A 21105-nucleotide genomic window follows, 5' to 3' on the forward strand; every position below is an offset into this window, starting at 1 on the left:
TGGCTCAGCGCGGCGGCTTCAGCGGCAAGAGCCGCCGATAGCCTGCCGGCAGCGGCTGGGCGGCGTGCTCTGCGACCGTGCGCGCCAGCCGCTGCGCCAACTCCGGCGGGAACGGCTTGGCGCGCCGCGTTTCCAGGTCCACGTGCAGCGACAACTGCTCCATCGTGGCCGCGACGTAGCCGTCGCGCGTCTGCATCAACTCCATCAGGCACAGCAGGCGCTTGTCATCCGCTTCCAGCAGGCGGATGCGCAGTGCCAGCGGATCGCCCGCCAGCACTTCGCGCAGATAGGCCACGTGCACGTTCATCGTGTAGATGCCGCAGCGCGTGGCCTCGGTGTAGTCCAACCCTACCCCGACCTCGCGCAGCAGCTGGAAGCCGACGCGATCGAAGATGCCCACGTAATGGGCCGCGTTCATGTGGCCGTACTCGTCGATCCAGGCGGGATCCACGCTCAGGGTCGTGGACGGGAGGGCTGATGTCATGGCTTCCTCGGGGACAGGGTTTCGCTCAACGCATGACATTAGCCGAGGCCGGCCGGCGGATCAACGCCGGCGGCTTCGTACCGGGGAGGAAGCCGTAGGTCGTAAGCCCCACGGACTGCACGCCGTCCTCGCACTAGTTCCTCCCGTCTGGCCGGCGCCGGCCAGATGGCGGATGGAACGCCAGGCCGCCGGGAAAATGGTCCATCCGCGCCCCGCCATCCAGGCGATAGGCGAACGGCGTCATATACCGCACCCTGGCGGACAGGCGTAAGTAGACAAGTTCGCGTCTTGATTCTCAAGGCGACGCTGCAAACGCGCAGAGGCGCGCGCTCAAGGTCGGGGAACCAAGATGAATATCCTGTTGGCGTTCACGCCATTCATCGTGTTTGTCATCATAGAAAGAACCGTCGGCGTACTGGAAGGACTGGCGGCCGGCACCTTCGTTTCCGCCGGGCTGGTGCTGCGCGACTGGCTCAGCCCCGAACGGCGCATCAAGATCCTGGAAACCGGCACGCTGCTGCTGTTCATGGGACTGACCCTGTATGCCCCGATGGTGGACGGCGATTCCTGGACGATCGCCCAGGCGCGCCTGCGGGTCGACGCCGGGATGCTGGTCCTGGTGCTGCTGACCCTGGCGCTGCGCCGGCCATTCACCCTGGAGTACGCGCGGGAAAAAGAACCGGAGTATGTCTGGAAGAACCGCCGCTACGCCCGCATGAACTATGCCGTCGCAATGGCTTGGGCGCTGGCCTTCGCGACCATGGTGGCGGCGGACGCGCTGCTGCTGTACAGGCCGCAACTGCCGCAGGCCATCGCGATCGCCGTGACGGTGGCGGCGCTGGCCGGCGCGATGAAATTCACGGCTTGGTATCCGGACCGGGTGTCGGCGACAACGCTGAGGTAGGCCGCCTCGAATCGGCAGGCCGCGCGATACGCGGGCGTACCGGTATCGGCGCTGAAGCAGCTACTGGAAGTGGTAGCGTTCGCGGTAGCCCACCGGCGACATGCCGCAGTACTTGTTGAAAATATCGCGGAAGGCCTTGGTGTCGTTGTAGCCGACTTCGTACATGACCTCGGCCACGCTCTTGCGCGAGGTTTCCAGCCGCTTCTTGGCGGCTTCCACGCGCACCCGCTGCACATATTCCACGATGCTGTTGCCCGTGGCCTGGCGAAAGCGCCGCTCCAGCGTGCGGCGGCCCATGGCGTGGCGGTCGGCCAGTTCCTCGACGGTGATCTTTTCCGTGTAGCGGCCTTCGATGTAGTCCTGCACCGCGCGCACGACCTCGTCGGCGTGGGACTTCTGCCCCATGAACACCGTAAACGGCAGCTGGCTTTGGCGGCTCCAGTCCAGCTGGAAGTACTTGGCGCACCAGATGGCGGTATCGCGATCGGTGTACTTTTCGATCAGGTGCAGCACCAGATGCGCGGCGGAGAACGCGCCGCCGCTGGTGTAGATGCCGTTATCGGCCATGACGATGCGGTCGCTGACCCATTGCACGCTGGGAAACAGGCTGGCGTAGAGGTTCTGCGCCACCCAATGAACCACCGCCTGCTGGCCGTCCAGCACGCCGCCCGCGGCCAGCAGCGCGGCACCCATGCACAGGCTGGCGACTTCGCCGCCCTCGCGGTGATGGCGCGACAGCCATTCGATCAGTTCGCGGTTGGACAGCACCGCGTCGGACACCGATCCCAGCAACGGCGGCGCGATGCAGATGTCGATGTCATGGGCATCCGCCAGGACCATGTCGGCCTGCACCGTGATGCGGCCCTGGTCCAGGCGGACTTCGCGGGTCAGGGCCAGGGTGCGCACCGTGAACCGGGGTTCGCGCCCATGCGCGGCCAGGTATTCGTTGGCGACCAGAAAGCCGTGCCTGGCGGTTTCCAGCGAGGCGATGTTCGCCCCCAGGGGCAGCAGGAAAGCGACGTTTTTCATCCTGCAAAGCATACCCCCGCCGGCTGTCGCAATCCACCCTCAAGATTGTCGCAATTGCCTATCGGAAATCGCTGCCGATCTCGATACAGTGACACTTACCGGAATGAGATCCGGGCTGCGCCAGAGGCGGCTTGCGGGCGCCCTGGCGCGGAACAGAACAACGTGGATCCAAGGAGTTACTAATGGAAAAGTATGTAGACGGTTTCCTGCTGCCGGTGCCCAAGGCCAACCTCGAAACCTACCGGAAGATGGCCCAACAGGCGCAGACAGTCTGGCTGGAGTATGGCGCGCTGGATTACCGCGAATGCGTCGCGGAAGATATCGACAAGGAAGGCGCTGGCTCGTTCAGCGCCGCCGCCGGCGCGCGCGAGGGGGAGACGGTGGTGTTCGCGTGGATCACCTACGCCAGCAAGGCGGATCGCGACGAGATCAATGCCAAGGTCATGGCTGACCCCCGCCTTGGGGAAAACTGCTGCGAAGGCGTATTCGACTTCAAACGCATGTGCTGGGGCGGCTTCACCACGCTGGTAGGAAACTGAGGCGATCGGGAATCCTTCCCCGCCCTTTCAAACTGAACATTCTGGAGACCCCCCATGGCAAATCCTGCAAGCAAACCCATCCCCGAAGGCATGCACACGCTCACCCCGCACATCGTGTGCGAAGGCGCGGCGGATGCCATCGACTTCTACAAAAAGGCTTTCAACGCCGAGGAGCTGGCGCGGCTGCCCGGCCCCAACGGCAAGATCATGCATGCCGCCATACGCATCGGCGATTCCGTCATGATGCTGATGGACGACTTCCCCGAATGGGGCAGCCTGGGTCCGAAGGCGCTCAAGGGCACGCCCGTTACGCTGCATCTCTACGTCAATGACGTGGACGCCGCCATGAAACAGGCGGTGGCGGCCGGGGCCCAGGTGACCATGCCCGTGGCGGACATGTTCTGGGGCGACCGCTATGGCCAGGTGGTGGATCCTTGCGGCCACCGCTGGTCCATCGCCACGCACAAGTTCGACCTGACGCCGCAAGAGGTGCAGGAGAACATGGCGAAGATGGGTCCGATGGACGGCTGCGGCGATCCGTCAAAGAAACAGGGTTAAGCGGCCGGCTGCGGATACGGTCCCAGGAAATCCAGCTTGCCGATCTTCACTCCCGCGTGGCGCAGGATGGCGTACGCCGTCGTCACGTGGAAGTAGAAGTTCGGCAGCGCGAACGTCAGCAGATAGTCGTCGCCGCGGAATTCCTGCTTGAAGTCGCCGAACGCCAGCGAAACCTTGCGGCCTTCGGCGCCATCCAGCCTATCCGCCGCCACCTCCTGCAAGTACGCAACGGTGGCGGCGATGCGCTGCTGCAATTGCTCGAAAGTGGTTTCCTCGTCGGGGAATTTGGGCGCTTCCACCCGCGACAGGCGCTGCACGGCGAACTTGGACGCATCGCTGGCGCGCTGAATCTGGCCGCTCAGCGGATACATGTCCGGAGCCAGGCGGGCATTGATGAGCTCGGCCGGATCCATGCCGGCGGCCGCGGCATGATCGGCGGCCTTTTGCAGCAGCGCGGCCAGGACGTTGAGACCGCGGACGAAGGCAGGCACGCTGGTCTGGTACATGGAAAGAGACATGATGGGGACTCCGGACAAGAACTGGGCGGCCCGCGCGGGACGCGTCGGCGCGCCGGGGAATACGCTGATCTTACCGCCGCGCCCGAGGCCGGGCTCCGGCCCCTTATGAGCTCGAAAACGCGGCGCCCGGACCCTGGCCTATTCCGCCTGGCCGGGGGCCACGCGGCGCTGCCCCTGAAAGAAGCGCCAGATCAACGCCGAGGCGTCCGGCCCGCTGCGCGCGTGATACCTCACCGAGGCATCGCCGCCGCTCCAGGCATGCTCCACCAGCGTGATTTCGCATAGCCGAAGCACTGTCCGGCTGCCGCGCAGCATGTCCACGCGGCGGTAGGATTTGTCGGTACCCAGGCCCAGCACGCGCTCGACCGGCACGCTTTCCGGCGGCAGGTCGTTCACGGCGCGGAACTGTTCGAACAGTTGCCTGGCGTTGCGCGGCGCCACCGTCGGGTCCAGTTGTCCTTGCAGAATCATGGCGGGCATGCCAAGCCGGAACACGGCCGGATCCGCGACCCGTTCCAGCAAGGGCAACAGCGGCTTGAGCGCGCCGCGCCGCATGGTGCCGATGCCGCCGGTGGCGCTGTGGGCGTCGCCGGCCACCGGCCCGGAATGCATGGCCACCGCAGCGATCAGGCGCGGATGCCGCAAGGCCACCAGCGCGGCCATGCCTGCGCCCGCCGACAGGCCTGCGATGTAGATGCGTTCGGGGTCCAAGGCATACTTGGCGCACTCCGCGCGGATCAGCGCGGCGATCAGATCGGCTTCCGCCCCGCCGTGCGCGTCGTCCGGCTGGAACCAGCGCCAACAGCGCTGCACCTGACGGGCCATGGACTGCTGCGGATACAGCACCATGAAGCCGCCCGCATCGGCCCATTGATTCATGCGCGAGCCGCGCGCGAACGAGAGCGAGGTCTGCCTGCAGCCGTGCAGCATCACCACCAGCGGCATGCCGGCGCGCGGCGCGGCAGCGGGCGTGTAGCGCGCGAAGGTGAGACGGCGGCCTTGCCCGTCCGAGAATTGCCGGGAGGCTTCCCAGCGGCCCGCCCCCAACGAAGGCGCGGCGGCGCTGCGCGAGGCAGAGGCCGCCGCCGGCTTGGCCGCCTTGCGCTTGGGCGCGCCGCGCTTCTTGGCGGTCTTGGGAACGGCCATGCGCATGGCGGCGCGCTGCAATTTGCCGATCTTCTTCGCGGCCTTGAAAAACAGATTGGTAAAACTGCGCGCCATTGCGAGGCCTCGGCCAGTAAACCTGCGTTTGCTTGCGCGCTGAATGTATCACAGAGTAACTTCCAGACTGCCCTTTTCGCGTGCCGGCGCCCCACCCGATTTGCAGTAGATCAAACGGGCTGCACGCTGCGCGCGGCAAGCCCGCTTGTCGGCTTGAGCCGCCGCGCCAAAGCGCCTAAGGTGTACACCTGAACCAACCAAGACGCATTCATGTTCCCCAACGACAGACCCCAGACCCTGGGCGAGGAAATCGCCAACGCCATCAGCCACGGCGTCGGCGCCGCGGGCGCCCTGGCCTCCGCCCCCATCCTGATCCTGGCCGCCGTGCGCCAGGGCGACGCCGCCTTCATCGCGGGCGCTGCGGTCTTCGCCGCGACGATGTGCCTGCTGTACCTGGCGTCCACCATCTATCACGCGCTGCCCAAGAGCCGCGCCAAGCAGCTGTTCAACGTGCTGGACCATTCCGCCATCTATCTGCTGATCGCGGGCACCTACACGCCCTTCGCCTTGGGCGCCCTGCGCGGGCCCTGGGGCTGGACCCTGTTCGGCCTGGTCTGGGGCATGGCGCTGCTGGGCGTGGGCTTGAAAGCCAGCAAGCGGCTCAACCGTCCCGCCATCTCCACGGGCCTGTACCTGGCGATGGGCTGGCTGGTCATCATCGCGGTCAATCCCCTGATCGAGCGCGTTCCCAGCGGCGGCCTGTGGTGGCTGGTGGCGGGCGGGCTGGCCTACACCGGCGGCGTGGTGTTCTTCGTGCTCGACAACCGCTGGCGCTACAGCCATTTCATCTGGCATCTGTTCGTGCTCGCAGGCACGGCCTGCCACTTCTTCGCCGTGCTCTGGTACGCGGCCTGAGCGCCGCCCCGCAACGCTCAGCCGCGGCCCGGTCCGCCCGGCTGCGGCATGGCCAGCAGTCCGCGCTTCATCAGCGCCTTCATGCCGGGCACCAACAGCCCGCCGCCGAACAGCAGATCGCGCCATAGCCCCGGCCCCGAGGCCTGGAAGCAAGGCGTCAAGGCGCGGCTGAGCGTCTGGTACATGCGCGAAGGCAGCAGCCGGCTGCGGGCGTAGCGCGCCGGCCCGGCGGCCGCGCCATGCTGCGCCAGGTTCCGCGCCAGCGCCAACGCATCCAGCACTGCCAGGGTCGTTCCCAGGCCCAGTTGCGGGCTCATCGCGTGGCCCGCGTCTCCCACGGCGCAGTACGGACCCGCGGCCAATCCGCGCGGCCAGGTATGGCGGTAGGTAGCCACCGCCAGATCGTCGTGCCGCGTGATCTGGTCCACCACCGGCGCGGCCTCGGGCCACAGGGACAGCATGCGCTCCTTCCAGGCGCCGATGGGCGCGGCGCGCCAGGCCGGCAGGGCATCGTGGCGGATGCTCCAGAACAGCGACAGGCGCACGCCCCGCGGGCCGATCTCGGTAGGCAGCAGGCCCATCATTTCGCGGGTGCCGCGAAAGCGCTGCAATAGCTGTGTGGCGCCAGCCCAATCGGGCGTCCAGAACTGGCCCCACAACGCGCCCCACGCGTAGACGCGCGAACTCGCCGCCAGCCCGACCTGCTCGCGCAGCGCGGAGGCGGCGCCGTCGGCCACCACGAACACATCGAAGCTGGACTCGGCCCGGGCTTCGCCCGTGCCGTGCGTCACGTGCGCCCTGCCCTCGCGGGTCGCAAGCGTCTCGACCGGACAGCCGAACGAGAACTCGGCGCCCGCGCGCCGCGCCGCCTCGAACAGCACCCCGCCCAACGCCGCCCGCGTCACCGCCCGCGCGCCGTCGCCCACGTAATCGATGTCCACGACCCGCCAGCCGCGATGCGACAGGCCCAGTAGCCGGTCGATCGGCGCGCCCACGTTCAGCGCCGCCACGTCCACGCCCAGCGACTTGAGCGCGCGCACCCCAGGCGGCTGCAGCAACAGTCCCGCGCCCAGCGTGGTGAACCCCTGGTGCTTTTCAAAGACGCGCACCTGATGGCCGGCTTGCGCCAGCGCCAGCGCGGCGGCCAGTCCGGCGCTGCCCGCGCCGGCGATGCCGATGGATAGCGGCGTATGCGTAGTAGTCATGAAGTGGTCTAGCCCGGCTGCCCGAAGGGGCTGCCGCGGGAGCCGGCATAGTACCAACTGCCCTCACGCTTCGCGCAGGTACTCCGTGGGCGGCCGGCCCAACACCCGCCGGAACATCGTCGAGAACGCCGCCGGACTCTGGTAGCCGAAATCCAGCGCGATGGCGGTCACCGGATCGCCCGCGGCCAGCCGTGTCAAGGCCAGCACCACACAGGCGCGCTGACGCCATTCCGAAAACGCCATGCCCGTCTGCTGGCGGAAATGGCGGCTGAATGTGCGCGGGCTCATATGCAATCGTTCGGCCCAGGTTTGCGGCGCGGCGCGCGCGTCTGGCGCGGCGATGAAGGCCCTGCACAAGGGCGCCAGGCGCTTGTCGCGCGGCAGCGGGATATGCAGCGGCAGCACCGGCGCGCGCTCGACCTCATGCAGCAGCAGGGCCGCCAGCGCGCCGTCGCGCCCCGCCAGGTCGTACTCGGCCGGCATGTCCACCGCGTCCAGCAGCAGCTGCCGCAGCAACGGCGAGACCTCGATCACTTCGCAGGCCTGCCGGTCCGCGCGCGCCGCTCCGGGCTCGACGTAGGCGCTGCGCGTGCTGACATCCAGCATGCGGACCTGGTGCGTTACGCCCGCCGGGATCCACACCGCGCGCTGCGGCGGCACCACCCAGTTGCCGTCGCGCGTGACCACGTGCATGACGCCGGTGGCGCCATACAGCAGTTGGGCGCGGCGATGCGCATGGGCTGGCAGCAGCCGGCCGGGCGGATAGTCGTTGCCGATGGCGACGACGACGCGGTCCAGATGGTCGTAGCGGTCGATGTGGGTATTGCGCATCGTCTGGGGCTCATGGTCTGGGACTCATGGCCTGTTCATGCCGACTGCCCGGCGGGTCGATTGGCCGAAACTCGAACATTATTGTCTCATCCTCGAAAGCAGGCCACAGCCCGCAGCCGTATCGTGACTGCTTTCCCTGGAAGGACGCAGCATGCTTTATCTGATTCTGGCCCTGTTCGGCTGCTTGAGCGGCGTGACCACCGTGCTGTTCGGTTTCGGCGGCGGTTTCGTCGTGGTGCCCGTGCTGTACGCGGTGCTGACGTCCGCGCACGGGGCGCACGACGCCATCGGCCTGGCGGCCATGCACATCGCGGTGGCCACGTCCACCTGCGTCATGATCGTGAATTCGATCGCGGCTACGCGCAAGCACCAGCGCGCCGGCAACATCCTGCGCGCCTATGTGTGGCCCCTGGCCGGCTTCATCGCCGTGGGCGCGGCGTTGGGCGCGCTGGCCGCCACCCGCGCCAGCGGCGATCTGGTGCGCTATGCCTTCATCGCCTACCTGGGCGTGACCATCCTGGACTGCCTCTTGCGCCAGGGCTTCATGGCGCAGGGGGACGAGCAGCCCCGTCCGCTGGGCCACGGCGTGCTGGTGGGCGGCGGCCTGGCCATCGGCGTGGTCGCTGCCTTCCTGGGGGTGGGCGGCAGCGTCATGACCGTGCCGCTGCTGCGGCGCCGCGGCCTGCCCATGGCCAAGGCGGCGGCGATGGCCAATCCGCTGACGCTGCCCGTGGCGGTGGTGGGAACGCTGGCCTACATGGCGGCAGCCGGCGGCCTGGCCGCGCCCCTGGCGCCGTGGGTCGTGGGCTATGTGGATCTGCTGGCCTTCGCCGCATTGGCGCTGGGCTCGTTGGCCGGCATCCGCCTGGCCGCGCCGCTGATCCCGCGCATCCCGGACCATCTGCACGCCCGGGTCTATGTGCTGCTGCTGGCGCTGGTGATGCTGAGCATGCTGCTCATCTAGGACCCGTCCCGCAAAAACCTAAGGAAACATCGCGGCCAGCAGCGACTACGAAACCGCGCAAAACGTTTCCGCCGCGCCCTTGGGGGGCTCCCTCCCAGGGCGCTTGCGCATCCCGTGGCCTGCCGACACAGGAAAACACATCGCGAAACTTGCCCCGAGGCGGGCCGGGTTGTCATCATGGCCCGACATTCAACCGGAACAAGGAGGTTTCATGCAGCGTTCCACTTATGCATTCCTGTCCGCCGCCGTGCTGGCGACGGCGCTGTCCGGTGCTCCCGCCCTTGCGCAGCAAGCCAGCCAGGCCCAAGGCCAGACCCAGGCCCAGCCGCGCATGGCGCCCCCGCCCGCGATCCAGCCGACCGACCAGCAACTGCAGCGTTTCGCTTCGGCATCGCAGAAGATTTCCGGCGTCGTCGACGAATACCGCCCCAAGGTCGACGCCGCCAAGACGGATCAGGCCAAGCAGAAGGTCGTTGAGGAAGCCGACGCCAAGATGGTGAAGCTGGTGCAGGCCGACGGCCTGAGCGTCGAGGAATTCAACGGCATCGGCCAGGCCATACAGCAGGACCCCCAGCTCAAGCAACGCTTGATGAGCATGGGCAAGGGCGCCCCCGCCGCGAAGTAAGGCTCTCCGAGAGCTAGCCCTGGCGCCATCCGTCCTACTCTGGACGGGTGGCGTTTTTTTGTTTTCCGGTTGCCGTCCTGCCCTGCTTCACCCTGCCCGCCGCGGCCTTGAGCAGGCGCTGGAAAGTCGGACATTGCGCATGGTTGGGAGCCGGACATACCGCGGCATGGCGCAGGCCCTGGCTCATGGCCCGCAAGCGCTTGATGGTCGCGTCGATGCTGTCGGCCTTGTCCAGCAATAACTGCCGGTCCACCTGCGGCGCTCCCTCGGGGGTGAGCATGGCCTGGATCTCGTCCAGCGACAGGCCGCCGGCCTGCCCCAGCGCAATCAGCGCCAGTTGATCCAGCACGCCGGGCGCAAAGCGCCGACGCTCGCCGGCGGCGCTGACCGCCGCGATCAAGCCCTTATTTTCATAGAACCGCAGCGTGGAGGCCGGCAGGCCCGTGCGCCGGACCACTTCCGAAATATCCATGGCGCTCTCCTTGACTTGAAGTTGACTTCAACTTTTATCATGCCCGCATACGATGATTTCATCAATGCAAGGACCGGACATGATATCGATGGAAATAGCGGCAAAAGTAGTTTTGATCGGAATCGGCGCGACCGTCGTGATGGACCTGTGGGCCATGCTCCAGAAGGCCCTGGGCATGCCCACGCTGGGCTACGCGATGGTTGGCCGCTGGGTGGGCCACTTGTGCCGGGGAACATATGCGCACGCCAATATCGGCCGGGCCGAGCCCATACCCGGCGAATCCCCCCTGGGGTGGACGATCCACTACGCCGTGGGCCTCGCTTTCGCCGCGCTGCTGATCGGCGTCCAGGGCGCGGCGTGGCTGCGCGATCCCACCTGGCTGCCTGCCGTGGCCGTGGGCCTGGCGACCGTCGTCATGCCCTTCTTCCTGATGCAGCCCGCCATGGGCGCAGGCATCGCCGCATCCCGCACGCCTACGCCCTGGAAGAACCGCCTGCGCAGCCTGGTGACGCATGCGGTGTTCGGGTACGGCCTTTATCTGTCCGCCGCCTTGCTCAAGCTGGTGTGGGACTGACGCCTTCCCGGCATGCTCCAGGCCGAGCCATCTAAGATGGAGCCGAGCAGGAATCCCCTGAACGACCCAGACCCGGAGGAATTTTGACCTTGACCGCAAAACCCGCTGACGAACTGACGATCCGCCGCGCGAGCGTGGAGGATGCTCCCGCCGTATTGCAGATCTTCGACGAGGTGATTGCCTGGTTCGTCGGCATGGGCAACGAGGGCCAATGGGGAAGCGAGCCCTGGTCGGCGTTGCCGCAGCGTATCGCGCGAGTGACGGAGTCCTGCGCGCTGCCCGGGGCCTGGGTGGCCGAGGGGCCGGGAGGCGGCATCCATGGCGCGCTGGTACTGGGCGACGCCATGCCCTACGTGCCCGCGGCAACCGGCCCGGAAGTCTACGTGAGACTGCTCGTCGCCTCCCGGGATGCGCGGGCGCGCGGCATCGGCAGACGCCTGCTGGCCTTTGCCGATGATCAGGCGCGGACCGCCGGGGTGGACCGCCTGCGCGTGGACTGCTACGGCGGCGGCAGCGAAGCCCTGGTGCGCTTTTATGAATCCTGCGGCTACGCCCGGATCTCGACCTTCGACGTAAACGGTTGGCCCGGCCAATTGTTGGGCCGCAAACTTGGGTAGACCCTGAATGACTGCAATTCCAGACGCTTTCCTCGCGCACTACTTCGATCGCATCGGCTATCACGGCTCCGTCGAGCCCACGCTGGACGCGCTGCGGCAACTCCATCTGCTGCATCCGCAAGCCATCCCGTTTGAAAACCTGGCGCCGTATACCGGCCAACGCGTTCAACTGGACCTGGACGCCCTTGTTGAAAAGATGATCGCGCGGCGGCGCGGCGGATACTGCTTCGAGCACAACACGCTGCTGCTTGCCGTACTGCGACAGATGGGCTTTCACGTCACCCCGCTGATCGCGCGGGTGCGTTGGCAGGTGCCCGCGGAAATCCACACGGGGCTGACCCATATGCTGTTGCGCGTGGAACTGGAGGGCCGCAGCTGGTTCGCCGACGTAGCCTTCGGATCCACTACGCAGACCGCCCCTCTGGAATTCCTGCCCGGTATCGCTCAAACCACTCCCCACGGCGTGTTCCGCATCGCCCTGGCGGGAGATGAGCTGAGCCTGGAGTTCCAGACGTCCGCCGGCTGGCAGACGGTATATCGCTACACGCTGGAACCCGCGGCCGACGTGGATTTTGAAATCGGCAACTGGTACACCTCGACCCATCCCCAGTCGGTGTTCCTGAACAGCCTGCTCATCAGCCGCACCCAGCCCGGCGCCCGCGAACTGATGGTGAACGATACCTACACCCGCCGCGACAACGACGGCAGCCTGCAGAAGCATCAATATGCCGACGCGTCGGCGTGGGCAGCATGCCTGCGGCAACGCTTCGACCTCGATCTTGGCCTCGATGAAGCCGTCAGCCTGTTCCGGCGTGTCGCGGCGCACAGCGCTGAAGCGGGCGTCGCCGAACTCGCTCCAGGCTGACCCTGCCGAACGGCCAGCGCGCGCGTTGTCGGGCGCCAGTCAGCCTTGCTGCCTGCGCAACCGGTTATCCTGTTCCGGATTCCCTCACCGACACGTAGAAGGAGCGCAGTATCTTGACCCCGGAACTCACCCTCTATGACCTGGCCGGCGCCGATGCCTCGCTGCGCTTCAGCCCGCATTGCTGGAAAACCCACATGGCCCTGGCCCACAAGGGCCTGAGCGCGACCACGGTGCCCTGGCGCTTCACGGAAAAGGAAGCGATCGACTTTTCCGGCCAGAAGCTGGTGCCGGTGCTGGTCAACGGCACGCATGTGGTCAGCGATTCCTGGCAGATCGCCTGCTATCTGGAAGACACCTTCCCCGAGCGGCCCTCGCTGTTCGGCGGCGCCAGCGGCCGCGCGCTGAGCCTGTTCGCGAATTCATGGGCCGACACCACGCTGGTGCCGACGCTGGCGCGGCTGCTGCTGCCCAGCATCCACGGCCTGATCCATGAAAAAGACCGGGACTATTTCCGCGCCACGCGGGAAAAGCGCTTCGGCAAGCTGGAAGACCTGCCCGCGGGCTACGAGGATCAGGTTGCCGCCTTGCGTTCCGCGCTGCTGCCCTTGCGGCAGATGCTGGGCAAGCAGCCCTATCTGGCGGGCGAGCAGCCGGCCTATGCCGACTATGCCGTGTTCGGCATGTTCATGTGGGCGCGCTGCACCAGCGTGCTGGAACTGCTGGCCGGGGACGACCCAGTCCATGCCTGGCGCGAGCGGCTGCTCGACGCCTACGGCGGCCTGGCGCGCCGCGCGCCGACGGCGCAATCCTGAGGCGCCTGCCCCGCGTTGGCGGGCGTCAGGTCTTCAGCCGGTAGCCGGTCTTGAAGATCCAGCGCACGCCGACCAGGCAGGCCAGCAGGAACACCAGCGTCATGCCCACGCTGACGCCGACGCTGACGTCCGACACGCCATAAAAGGCCCAGCGGAAGCCGCTGACCAGGTAGACCACCGGGTTGAACAGAGTGGCGGTCTGCCAGAACGGCGGCAGCATCTTGATCGAATAGAAGGTGCCGCCCAGGAAGGTCAGCGGCGTGATGATCATCAGCGGGATGATCTGCAGCTTCTCGAAGCCGTCGGCCCAGATGCCGATGATGAAGCCGAACAGGCTGAAGGTGACGGCCGTCAGCACCAGGAAGCCCAGCATCCAGAACGGATGCGCGACCTCGAACGACACGAACAGGCGCGCCGTGGCCAGCATGATCAGCCCCAGGATGATGGACTTGCTGGCGGCCGCCCCGACATAGCCCATGACGATCTCCACGTAGGAGATGGGCGCCGAGTGGATTTCGTAGATGGTGCCCGAGAACCTGGGCATGTAGATGCCGAAGGACGCGTTGGCGATGCTTTGCGTCAGCAGCGACAGCATGATCATGCCGGGCACGATGAAGGCCCCGTAGCTCACGCCGTCGATCTCGACCATGTGCGAGCCGATGGCGGAGCCGAACACCACGAAGTACAGCGAGGTGGAGATCACGGGCGACAGCACGCTTTGCATCAGCGTGCGCCAGGCGCGGGCCATTTCAAACAGGTAGATAGCGCGGATGGCGTGGAAGTTCATGATTGACCGTGCACCAGGCTGACAAAGATATCCTCGAGCGAGCTTTCCGACGAATTCAGGTCGGTGAATTCGATCTCCAGCCGGGCGAGTTCGTGCAGCAGCCGGGAGATTTCCCCGCCGCCCTGGTTATCGTAGGTATAGACCAGCTTGTGGCCGTTGTCGGACAGGTCCAGCTGGAAGGCGTCCAGCGCCGTGGGGATGCCGGGCAGCGGCGCCTTCAGGGTCAGCGCCAGCTGGCGCTTGCCCAGCTTGGCCATGAGAGCATGCTTTTCCTCGACCAGGATGATCTCGCCCTTGCGGATCACGCCGATGCGGTCGGCCATTTCCTGGGCTTCCTCGATGTAGTGCGTGGTCAGGATGATGGTGACGCCGCTTTCGCGCAGCTGCCGCACCATTTCCCACATGCCGCGCCGCAGTTCGACGTCCACGCCGGCGGTGGGTTCGTCCAGGAACAGGATGGCGGGTTCGTGCGACAGCGCCTTGGCGATCATGACGCGGCGTTTCATGCCGCCGGACAGCGCCATGATGCGGCTGTCCTTCTTGTCCCACAGGGACAGGTCGCGCAGCACTTTCTCGACGTAGGCGTGGTCCGCCGGCTTGCCGAACAGGCCGCGGCTGAAGTTGACGGTGTTCCAGACGCTTTCGAACGCGTCGGTGGAGATCTCTTGCGGCACCAGGCCGATCTTGGCGCGGGCCGCCCGGAATTCCGAGACGATGTCGTGGCCGTCGGCCAGCACGCGGCCGGCGGTGGGATTGACGATGCCGCAGATGATGCTGATCAGCGTGGTCTTGCCCGCGCCGTTGGGCCCGAGCAGGGCGAAGATCTCGCCGCGCCGGATGTCCAGGTTCACGCTCTTGAGCGCCTGGAATCCGGATGCGTACCGTTTGGATAGATCCTGAACTGAAATGACCGGCTGCACACGCGCCCCCGACTGGATGGATAGCCAGGGATTTTAACCGTCATGCGTGACAGGCTTGTTCGGTGTGACGGAACAGTGTGTTTGGCGGACTGCGCAATCCCTGCTCAGCGCCCCCAGCGCAGCACCAGCGGGTCCAGGCGGCGGGCGGTCTCCAGCAGGCCCTGGCGGACCTCCTCGCGCATGGCCGGCAGCGGGTGGCGCGGCGCCTCGCAGGCGATCACGCCGCCGGCCTTCATCAAGGCCTTGGCGCTGAGGATGCCGCCCTGACGGTTCTCGTAATTGATCAGGGGCAGCCAGCGTTCGTACAGGCGGTAGGCCTCGTCCCGCCTGCCGGCGCGGTGGGCCTCGATGATGGGGCGCAGGCCGTCGGCGAAACCGCCGCCGGTCATGGAGCCCGTGGCGCCGGCGTCCAGGTCGGGCAGCAGGGTGATGGCTTCCTCGCCGTCCCAGGGGCCTTCCACGGCCGCGCCGCCCAGCGCGATCAGGTCGCGCAGCTTGGAGGCCGCGCCCGCCGTCTCGATCTTGAAGTAGGCCACGTGTTCGATCTCGCGCGCCATCCGCGCCAGCGCCTGGGCCGAAAGCGGCGTGCCGGCCACCGGCGCGTCCTGGATCATGATGGGGATATCCACCGCGTCCGACACGCGCTGGAAGAACCCCGTCACCTGTTCCTCGGACACGCGGATCGTGGCGCCATGGTAGGGCGGCATGATCATCAGCATGGCGGCGCCCTGCTCCTGCGCGCGGCGGCTGCGCGCGGCGCAAACCTGGGTGCTGAAGTGCGTGGTGGTCACGATGACCGGCACGCGGCCGGCGACGTGTTCCAGGATGGACCGCGTCAGGATCTCGCGCTCTTCGTCCGACAGCACGAACTGCTCCGAGAAATTGGCCAGGATGCAGAGACCGTCGACGCCCGAGTCGATCATGAAATCCACTGCCCGCTTCTGGCTGGGCAGGTCCAGCTCGCCGGACTCGGTGAAGGTGGTCGGGACCACCGGGAATATGCCGCGATAGCGCGGGTTCTGGTAGGTAGCCATGGTTATTCGATGAAGTTGAAGTGCTTGAGGTATTCGGTCTTCAGCGTCAGGCCCAGCCCGGGCTTGTCGTCGTCCAGGTCGATGAAACCTTCCTTGGCCACCGGCTCGCCGTCGAAGATGTAATAGAACAGCTCGTTGCCGACTTCCACGTCGAACATGGGGAAGTACTCGCTCATCGGCGAAGCCAGCGTGCTCATCGTGAGGTGGTAGTTGTGCATCTGACCGGCATGCGGCACGACCGGCACGCTGTAGGCCTCGCACAGCGCGTTGATCTTGTGCGCCGCCGTGATGCCGCCCACGCGGTTGGTGTCGTACTGCACCACCGACACCGCCTTGCGGTCCAGCAGCTGCTTGAAACCGTAGAGCGAGAACTCGTGCTCGCCGCCGGAGATCGGAATCGAGGTCAGCTGGTTCAGTTCCGCATAGCCGTCGATGTCGTCGGCGATGACCGGCTCTTCCAGCCAACGTGGCTCGAATTTCTCCAGCTTGGGCAGGATGCGCTTGGCGTATTCCAGGTTCCAGCCCATGTAGCACTCCAGCATCAGGTCGGTGTCGTAGCCGATCACCTCGCGCACCGCCTCCACCGATTTCAGGTTCTCCGACACGCCCTTCTGCAGATGCGCCGGACCATAGCCGAAACGCATCTTGAAGGCCGTGAAGCCCTGGTCCAGATAGGTCTGGGCTTCCTCCTGCATGGCTTTCAGGTCGGTGCGGTAGAGCTTGGAGTAATAGACCGGGATCTTCTCCTTGGTGCGGCCGCCCAACAGCTTGAAGACGGGCTTGTTCACCGACTTGCCCAGGATGTCCCAGATGGCCAGGTCGATGGCCGAAATCGCGGCCATGGTCACGCCCTTGCGGCCCCAGGCGTGGGTGGACCGGTACATGCGCTGCCACAGGTATTCGTAATCCCAGGGATCCTGCCCGATCACCAGCGGCGCCAGGTACTGGTCGATGATGGCCTTGGCCACGCGCGGCGCCAGCGCCACATTGCCCAGGCCGACGATGCCATCGTCCGTCTCCACCTCGACCACGGTCCAGCCGTGGAAACGGAAGGTGCTCATGGTTTCCTGCTTGGAATACAGCAGGTCCATGGCGTTGGAGCAGAAGTTGCCCTGCGGCGGCACGGTCTTGCCGGTCCATTCGTAGACGCGGGCGCGGACGGATTTGATCTTCATGTAGCGTTCCTGCTTGAAATTGGGGGTACGGAGTGAATACGGCGGATCAGCCCGCCTGCGTCCGCGAGGCGCGGTGCGACAGGCCCATGCGGCAAGCGATCAGAAAGGCCTGCCAGGTGGCGTCCAGGTTGGCGCGACCCTGGCCGGCGATGTCATACGCCGTGCCGTGCGCCGGCGTGGTGATGGGAATGGGCAGGCCGCCCTGCACCGTCACACCGCGCGAGAAGCCCAGCAGCTTGATCGCGATCTGGCCCTGGTCGTGGTACATGGTGACGATGGCCTGGAACTCGCCGGCCTGCGCCTTCAGGAAGATGGTGTCGGCCGGGAACGGCCCCTGCACCGGCAGGCCTTCCTCGTTCAGCTGGCGCACGGCCGGCGCGATGATGTCCACCTCTTCGCGGCCGCAGGTGCCGCCGTCGCCGCCATGCGGGTTGAAGGCGGCCACCGCCACGCGCGGCTCGGCCATGCCGTTGGCCTGCAGCGAACGGTAGATCAGACGAGTCGCGGCCTTGATGCCGTCGATGCTGAGCGCGGCCGCCGCGTCCTTCAACGGAATGTGCGAGGACACGCGCGAGGTCCACAGATCTCCCAAGGTGTTGAATTCGCAGAAGTAGCCGGTCACGCCCAGGTACTGCGCGAAGTGGTGCAGTTCGTCATCGTGCCCCAGGCCACCCAGCTTCATGGCGTATTTGTTCAGGGGCGCGAAGCAGATGGCGTCGACATGGCCGTCGCGCGCCGCGTCCATGCAGGCGTTGAGCACCCGCAGCACGGATGCGCCACCCGCCGCCTCGGCCTGGCCGAGGTGCACCTGGCCGGGCTGGATGGTGTCCATGGCCAGCCAGGCGGGCGCGCCGCTGTCCGGCCGGCCGCGCACCGCCTCGATGCTGTCCACGGCTTGGGTGGCGACCTGCACGCCCGCCACCCGCTGGCCTTCGCGCCACAGCCACTCGTCGCCCACCAGCACGATGTTTGCCCGCTGCGTGGCTTCTGACCTGGCCAGCAGGCGCGCGATCAGTTCGGCGCCGATGCCGGCGGGATCGCCCAGGGTCAGGGCGATGACGGGTTTCTGCTGCGTGCTCATGTCTGGGTCATTCCACGGAAATGTTGTTCTTCTTGATGACGCCGGCGTAGCGCTGGTTCTCGCTCTTGTGGAACTGCGCGAACTGCTCCTGGGTCATCGGGTTGATGTCGGCGCCGATCGCCTGCAGGCGGGCCTGCGTGTCCGGCAGCGCCAGGATGCCGTTGACCGCGTCATGGATACGTTTCTGGTTGGCGGCGGGCGTGGCGCTGGGCATGTAGATGCCATACCAGGCGCTCATTTCCACGCCGGGCACGCCGGCTTCGGCCATGGTCGGCACGTCGGGCAGCTGGGCGTTGCGCTTGGCGCTAAGGACGGCCAGCGCGCGCACCTTGCCGCTCTTGATATGGGGAATCACGGAAGACGCGGTCTCGAACGCGATCTGCACCTGGCCGCCCATCAAGTCCACCAGCGCCGGGCCGCTGCCGCGGTACGGGATGTGGATCATCTGCACACCGGTGGCGTCCTTGAACAGTTCGGCGGCGATGTGCTGGGTGCTGCCGGAACCGCTGCTGGCGAAGTTGTAGGTACCCGGCTTGCTCTTGAGCAGCGCGACCAGTTCCAGCACCGACTTGGCCGGCACGTCGTTGTTGACCACCAGGATGTTGGGCACGGCGCCCACGAACACCACCGGCGTCAGGTCGCGGTCGTTGTCGTAGCCCAGCTTCAACAGGTGCGGCGCGATGGCGTGGGCGGTCGAGACGCCCATCACCATGGTGTGGCCGTCGGTGGACTTGGCCGCCAGGTCGGCCGCCAGCGTATTGGATGCGCCGGGCTTGTTCTCCACCACCACGGTCTGCTTGAGCAGAGGACCCAGCTTGTCGGCCACCGCGCGCGCCATGGCGTCGGTGCCGCCGCCCGGGGCCGATCCCACCAGCAGGCGCAGGGGCTTGTTGGGCCAGTCGGCGTTTTGCGCCTGGGCAGGCGCCAGGGCCGACAGGCACAGGGCGCCGGCCGCCATCGCGGCCAATAGCCGAGTCTTCATGGTTGTCTCCTTGGTTGATGTTTTTTTGCCCTGGGACGGGCAATCTTTTATGGGTCCATCTTAGAAAGAAGCTTCGTTTCCGTAAAATGAAACTTTTGCACCAATCGTTCACCTGAGGCGATCAATCATGGAACGCGCCATCCACGTCCCCGCCCTGCTGGCCCGCCTGCGCATGCGGCAGATCGTCCTGCTGCTGGCGATCGAAGAGCGCGGCACCCTGCGCGCGGCCGCCAGCCAGCTCAACATGACCCAGTCCGCCGCCAGCAAGATGCTGCACGAACTGGAGCTGGCCATCGGCCAGCCGCTGTATGGCCGGGTCGGCCGCGGCCTGGCCCTGACCGCGGCCGGCGAGTGCGTGATGGGATACTTCCGGGGCATGCGCGGGACGGTCTCGTCGCTGGCCCGCGAACTGGAGGAGCTGCGCCTGGGCAGCGCCGGCAAGCTGTTCATCGGCAGCATCATGGCGGCCTCGCCCGGCCACCTGACCGACGCCCTGCTGCGGCTGAAGCAAACCTATCCGCTGCTGGCGGTGGAGATTTCCACCGGCACCAGCGACCTGCTGATCGGCCGCATGAACGAGGGCAAGCTGGACGTGGTGATCGGCCGCATGCTGACACTCTCCGACAGCCAGTACGTCTTTCGCCCCATCGGCGACGAGGCCTTGTCGGTGATCGCGGCGGTGGACCATCCATTGGCCGGCCGCAAGCGCGTGGGCTTCGAGGCCATGCTGGCGTATCCCTGGGTGCTGCAGCCGCATGGCAGTCCTATGCGCGACGTGATCGAACAGGAGTTCCGTTCGCACAACGCCGCCACACCCAAGGGACTGATCGAATCGGCCTCCATCCTGACCACCACCAACCTGGCGATGAAATCAACCATGCTGGGGGTGATACCGGAATCAGTGGCCAGCCGCTACGCGGCGCATGGCCTCCTGGCGATACTGCCCTACCAGATCCGGCAGAGCCTCACCGCCTTCGGCAGCATCGTGCCGCGGGACCGGCCGCTGAGCGCGGCCGCGCGTCATTTCGTAGGCCTGCTGCATGGCGACAAGACGGTTTGAGGCCGCGCAATGTAAAGGGGAAAACGGCCCCCGGCGCGGGGAAAAACAGGTCTGGCGCAGTACAATCGCGTGTTGCGCATCGCGCTTTTTTTTGATCGAGGTCCACACGTGAGCGCATTGCCCGCCTGTCCCAAGTGCAAGTCCGAATACACCTATGAAGACGGCGCCCTCTACGTCTGCCCGGAATGCGCGCACGAATGGTCGTCGCAAGCCGCCGAGTCCTCCGACGAGGCGGCCAAGGTCTATCGCGATTCGGCCGGCAACGTGCTGCAGGACGGCGATACCGTCACCGTCATCAAGGACCTGAAGCTCAAGGGGTCGGGCGGCGTGATCAAGATGGGCACCAAGGTCAAGGGCATCCGCCTGGTCGATAGCGACCACGACATCGACTGCAAGATCGACGGCTTCGGACCGATGAGCTTGAAGTCGGAGTTCGTGAAGAAGGTCTAGCAGCGCGGCGCGTGGTGGGTTGCGCGCGGTGGAGCTTCCGGGTTCTTGCCGGAAGTCTTGCGCGCCCTGCCCATCCTACAGATCCTCGGTTTCTTCCGGCTTGGGCATCAGGTACGCCGTCAGCGTGCTGGACAGTCCCGCCATCACCCATAGCACGAAGAAAGACACGGTATAGAACCCCGTGCGTCCCGTAGGGACGTGGCCGAAAATCGCCACGTCCAGCGGATCGATCAGGGCGAAGATCAGCGCGCTCCCCGCCGCGGCCGCCATGAACGACGGCCACAGGATCCACATCAATGATCGCAAGCCCATCTGTTGTTCTCCCGGGTTACGGATTGGCGCTGGGCGCAACCTGCTCGATGACCAGGCCGCGCTTGACCACGCCCTCCTGGATCGGCTGGTTGCTGAAGTTCGAGAAGGCGAAGTAGATCGTGATGAAGCAGCCTATCATGGCCGCGAACGGGCCTGCCATCAGGATCCAGGGCCAGGGTTCGCGGTACCAGGGCTTGGCGGCTTTGGCGGATTGGGCGGGGTTCATGGGCA

At 66.4% G+C, this 21105-nt stretch carries 27 protein-coding genes; 12 read left to right on the forward strand and 15 right to left on the reverse strand.

From position 1 onward, the window contains the following. Positions 1 to 4 precede the first annotated feature (4 nt). Positions 5 to 484 carry a thioesterase family protein gene (locus AXYL_RS21455; RefSeq protein WP_041654058.1) on the reverse strand — a complete coding sequence of 160 codons (480 nt, stop codon included), beginning with the start codon at positions 482 to 484 and terminating at the stop codon, positions 5 to 7. 349 nt (positions 485 to 833) lie between these two features. On the opposite strand from AXYL_RS21455, the gene AXYL_RS21460 reads away from it, so the two are divergent. Further along, a complete protein-coding gene (locus tag AXYL_RS21460; protein WP_013394960.1) occupies positions 834 to 1388 on the forward strand; it encodes a hypothetical protein in 555 nt (184 codons plus the stop codon). A 60-nt stretch (positions 1389 to 1448) separates the two neighbouring features. Here AXYL_RS21460 and AXYL_RS21465 read toward each other — a convergent pair whose 3' ends face one another. Then, positions 1449 to 2429, reverse strand: coding sequence for a GlxA family transcriptional regulator (locus tag AXYL_RS21465; RefSeq protein WP_041654061.1), 981 nt, complete (start codon positions 2427 to 2429; stop codon positions 1449 to 1451). A gap of 170 nt (positions 2430 to 2599) precedes the next feature. Between AXYL_RS21465 and AXYL_RS21470 the strand changes: the two genes are divergently transcribed. After that, the gene (locus AXYL_RS21470; RefSeq protein ID WP_013394962.1) at positions 2600 to 2956 is read left to right on the forward strand and encodes a DUF1428 domain-containing protein; all 357 of its coding nucleotides are present in this window, start codon (positions 2600 to 2602) and stop codon (positions 2954 to 2956) included. Between the two features lie 54 nt (positions 2957 to 3010). Continuing rightward, entirely contained in the window at positions 3011 to 3514 is a 504-nt protein-coding gene (locus AXYL_RS21475; protein ID WP_013394963.1) for a VOC family protein, read from the forward strand. Here AXYL_RS21475 and AXYL_RS21480 read toward each other — a convergent pair. Further along, positions 3511 to 4032 carry a DUF1993 family protein gene (locus tag AXYL_RS21480; protein ID WP_013394964.1) on the reverse strand — a complete coding sequence of 174 codons (522 nt, stop codon included), beginning with the start codon at positions 4030 to 4032 and terminating at the stop codon, positions 3511 to 3513. The genes AXYL_RS21475 and AXYL_RS21480 overlap by 4 nt on opposite strands. 138 nt (positions 4033 to 4170) lie before the next feature. Then, positions 4171 to 5253, reverse strand: coding sequence for an alpha/beta hydrolase family esterase (locus AXYL_RS21485; protein ID WP_013394965.1), 1083 nt, complete (start codon positions 5251 to 5253; stop codon positions 4171 to 4173). Between the two features lie 210 nt (positions 5254 to 5463). On the opposite strand from AXYL_RS21485, the gene trhA reads away from it, so the two are divergent. Continuing rightward, the gene (trhA, locus tag AXYL_RS21490) at positions 5464 to 6108 is read left to right on the forward strand and encodes a PAQR family membrane homeostasis protein TrhA (RefSeq protein ID WP_013394966.1); all 645 of its coding nucleotides are present in this window, start codon (positions 5464 to 5466) and stop codon (positions 6106 to 6108) included. 17 nt (positions 6109 to 6125) lie between these two features. Here the strand turns inward: trhA and AXYL_RS21495 are convergent, their stop codons facing one another. Then, entirely contained in the window at positions 6126 to 7313 is a 1188-nt protein-coding gene (locus tag AXYL_RS21495) for an FAD-dependent oxidoreductase (protein ID WP_013394967.1), read from the reverse strand. 63 nt (positions 7314 to 7376) lie between these two features. Then, a complete protein-coding gene (locus AXYL_RS21500; RefSeq protein ID WP_013394968.1) occupies positions 7377 to 8144 on the reverse strand; it encodes an AraC family transcriptional regulator in 768 nt (255 codons plus the stop codon). 151 nt (positions 8145 to 8295) lie between these two features. On the opposite strand from AXYL_RS21500, the gene AXYL_RS21505 reads away from it, so the two are divergent. Next, positions 8296 to 9108 (forward strand): sulfite exporter TauE/SafE family protein, encoded by an 813-nt coding sequence (locus AXYL_RS21505; protein ID WP_013394969.1) that lies wholly within the window; start codon positions 8296 to 8298, stop codon positions 9106 to 9108. A 211-nt stretch (positions 9109 to 9319) separates the two neighbouring features. Then, positions 9320 to 9733: a DUF4168 domain-containing protein gene (locus AXYL_RS21510; protein WP_013394970.1), complete on the forward strand. Its 414-nt coding sequence runs from the start codon at positions 9320 to 9322 to the stop codon at positions 9731 to 9733. Between the two features lie 34 nt (positions 9734 to 9767). On the opposite strand, the gene AXYL_RS21515 is transcribed toward AXYL_RS21510, so the two are convergent. Next, on the reverse strand, positions 9768 to 10205 hold the full coding sequence (locus tag AXYL_RS21515) for a helix-turn-helix domain-containing protein (protein ID WP_013394971.1): 438 nt from the start codon (positions 10203 to 10205) through the stop codon (positions 9768 to 9770). 79 nt (positions 10206 to 10284) lie between these two features. On the opposite strand from AXYL_RS21515, the gene AXYL_RS21520 reads away from it, so the two are divergent. The 4 genes from AXYL_RS21520 to AXYL_RS21535 all read left to right on the forward strand — a co-directional run bounded on the left by AXYL_RS21520 (position 10285) and on the right by AXYL_RS21535 (position 13073). Further along, complete coding sequence (locus AXYL_RS21520) at positions 10285 to 10779, forward strand: DUF2938 domain-containing protein (RefSeq protein WP_013394972.1); 495 nt, start codon at positions 10285 to 10287, stop codon at positions 10777 to 10779. Between the two features lie 89 nt (positions 10780 to 10868). Beyond that, positions 10869 to 11396 (forward strand): GNAT family N-acetyltransferase, encoded by a 528-nt coding sequence (locus AXYL_RS21525; protein ID WP_013394973.1) that lies wholly within the window; start codon positions 10869 to 10871, stop codon positions 11394 to 11396. Between the two features lie 16 nt (positions 11397 to 11412). Then, entirely contained in the window at positions 11413 to 12261 is an 849-nt protein-coding gene (locus AXYL_RS21530) for an arylamine N-acetyltransferase family protein (RefSeq protein ID WP_041655864.1), read from the forward strand. Positions 12262 to 12374: 113 nt separating this feature from the next. Next, complete coding sequence (locus AXYL_RS21535; protein WP_013394975.1) at positions 12375 to 13073, forward strand: glutathione S-transferase family protein; 699 nt, start codon at positions 12375 to 12377, stop codon at positions 13071 to 13073. A gap of 25 nt (positions 13074 to 13098) precedes the next feature. Here the strand turns inward: AXYL_RS21535 and AXYL_RS21540 are convergent, their stop codons facing one another. The 6 genes from AXYL_RS21540 to AXYL_RS21565 all read right to left on the reverse strand — a co-directional run bounded on the left by AXYL_RS21540 (position 13099) and on the right by AXYL_RS21565 (position 19052). Then, positions 13099 to 13860 carry an ABC transporter permease gene (locus tag AXYL_RS21540; RefSeq protein ID WP_013394976.1) on the reverse strand — a complete coding sequence of 254 codons (762 nt, stop codon included), beginning with the start codon at positions 13858 to 13860 and terminating at the stop codon, positions 13099 to 13101. Further along, positions 13857 to 14780: an ABC transporter ATP-binding protein gene (locus AXYL_RS21545; RefSeq protein ID WP_013394977.1), complete on the reverse strand. Its 924-nt coding sequence runs from the start codon at positions 14778 to 14780 to the stop codon at positions 13857 to 13859. The genes AXYL_RS21540 and AXYL_RS21545 overlap by 4 nt, the downstream gene beginning before the upstream one ends. A gap of 104 nt (positions 14781 to 14884) precedes the next feature. Then, positions 14885 to 15814 (reverse strand): dihydrodipicolinate synthase family protein, encoded by a 930-nt coding sequence (locus AXYL_RS21550; protein ID WP_013394978.1) that lies wholly within the window; start codon positions 15812 to 15814, stop codon positions 14885 to 14887. 2 nt (positions 15815 to 15816) lie between these two features. After that, entirely contained in the window at positions 15817 to 16989 is a 1173-nt protein-coding gene (locus AXYL_RS21555; protein WP_013394979.1) for an L-rhamnonate dehydratase, read from the reverse strand. A gap of 46 nt (positions 16990 to 17035) precedes the next feature. After that, the gene (locus AXYL_RS21560; protein ID WP_013394980.1) at positions 17036 to 18070 is read right to left on the reverse strand and encodes a 4-hydroxythreonine-4-phosphate dehydrogenase PdxA; all 1035 of its coding nucleotides are present in this window, start codon (positions 18068 to 18070) and stop codon (positions 17036 to 17038) included. A 7-nt stretch (positions 18071 to 18077) separates the two neighbouring features. Further along, entirely contained in the window at positions 18078 to 19052 is a 975-nt protein-coding gene (locus tag AXYL_RS21565; protein WP_013394981.1) for a Bug family tripartite tricarboxylate transporter substrate binding protein, read from the reverse strand. 127 nt (positions 19053 to 19179) lie between these two features. Between AXYL_RS21565 and AXYL_RS21570 the strand changes: the two genes are divergently transcribed. Together AXYL_RS21570 and AXYL_RS21575 are read left to right on the forward strand one after the other, a co-directional pair. Next, positions 19180 to 20112: a LysR family transcriptional regulator gene (locus tag AXYL_RS21570; protein ID WP_013394982.1), complete on the forward strand. Its 933-nt coding sequence runs from the start codon at positions 19180 to 19182 to the stop codon at positions 20110 to 20112. A gap of 108 nt (positions 20113 to 20220) precedes the next feature. Beyond that, positions 20221 to 20562, forward strand: coding sequence for a zinc ribbon domain-containing protein YjdM (locus tag AXYL_RS21575; protein ID WP_013394983.1), 342 nt, complete (start codon positions 20221 to 20223; stop codon positions 20560 to 20562). 75 nt (positions 20563 to 20637) lie between these two features. Here AXYL_RS21575 and AXYL_RS21580 read toward each other — a convergent pair whose 3' ends face one another. Both AXYL_RS21580 and AXYL_RS21585 read right to left on the reverse strand, forming a co-directional pair. Beyond that, positions 20638 to 20874 carry a hypothetical protein gene (locus AXYL_RS21580; RefSeq protein WP_013394984.1) on the reverse strand — a complete coding sequence of 79 codons (237 nt, stop codon included), beginning with the start codon at positions 20872 to 20874 and terminating at the stop codon, positions 20638 to 20640. Between the two features lie 16 nt (positions 20875 to 20890). Further along, positions 20891 to 21100: a FixH family protein gene (locus AXYL_RS21585; RefSeq protein WP_013394985.1), complete on the reverse strand. Its 210-nt coding sequence runs from the start codon at positions 21098 to 21100 to the stop codon at positions 20891 to 20893. Between the last annotated feature and the right edge of the window lie 5 nt (positions 21101 to 21105).

Source organism: Achromobacter xylosoxidans A8 (assembly GCF_000165835.1).
GTDB classification, from domain to species: domain Bacteria; phylum Pseudomonadota; class Gammaproteobacteria; order Burkholderiales; family Burkholderiaceae_B; genus Achromobacter; species Achromobacter xylosoxidans_B.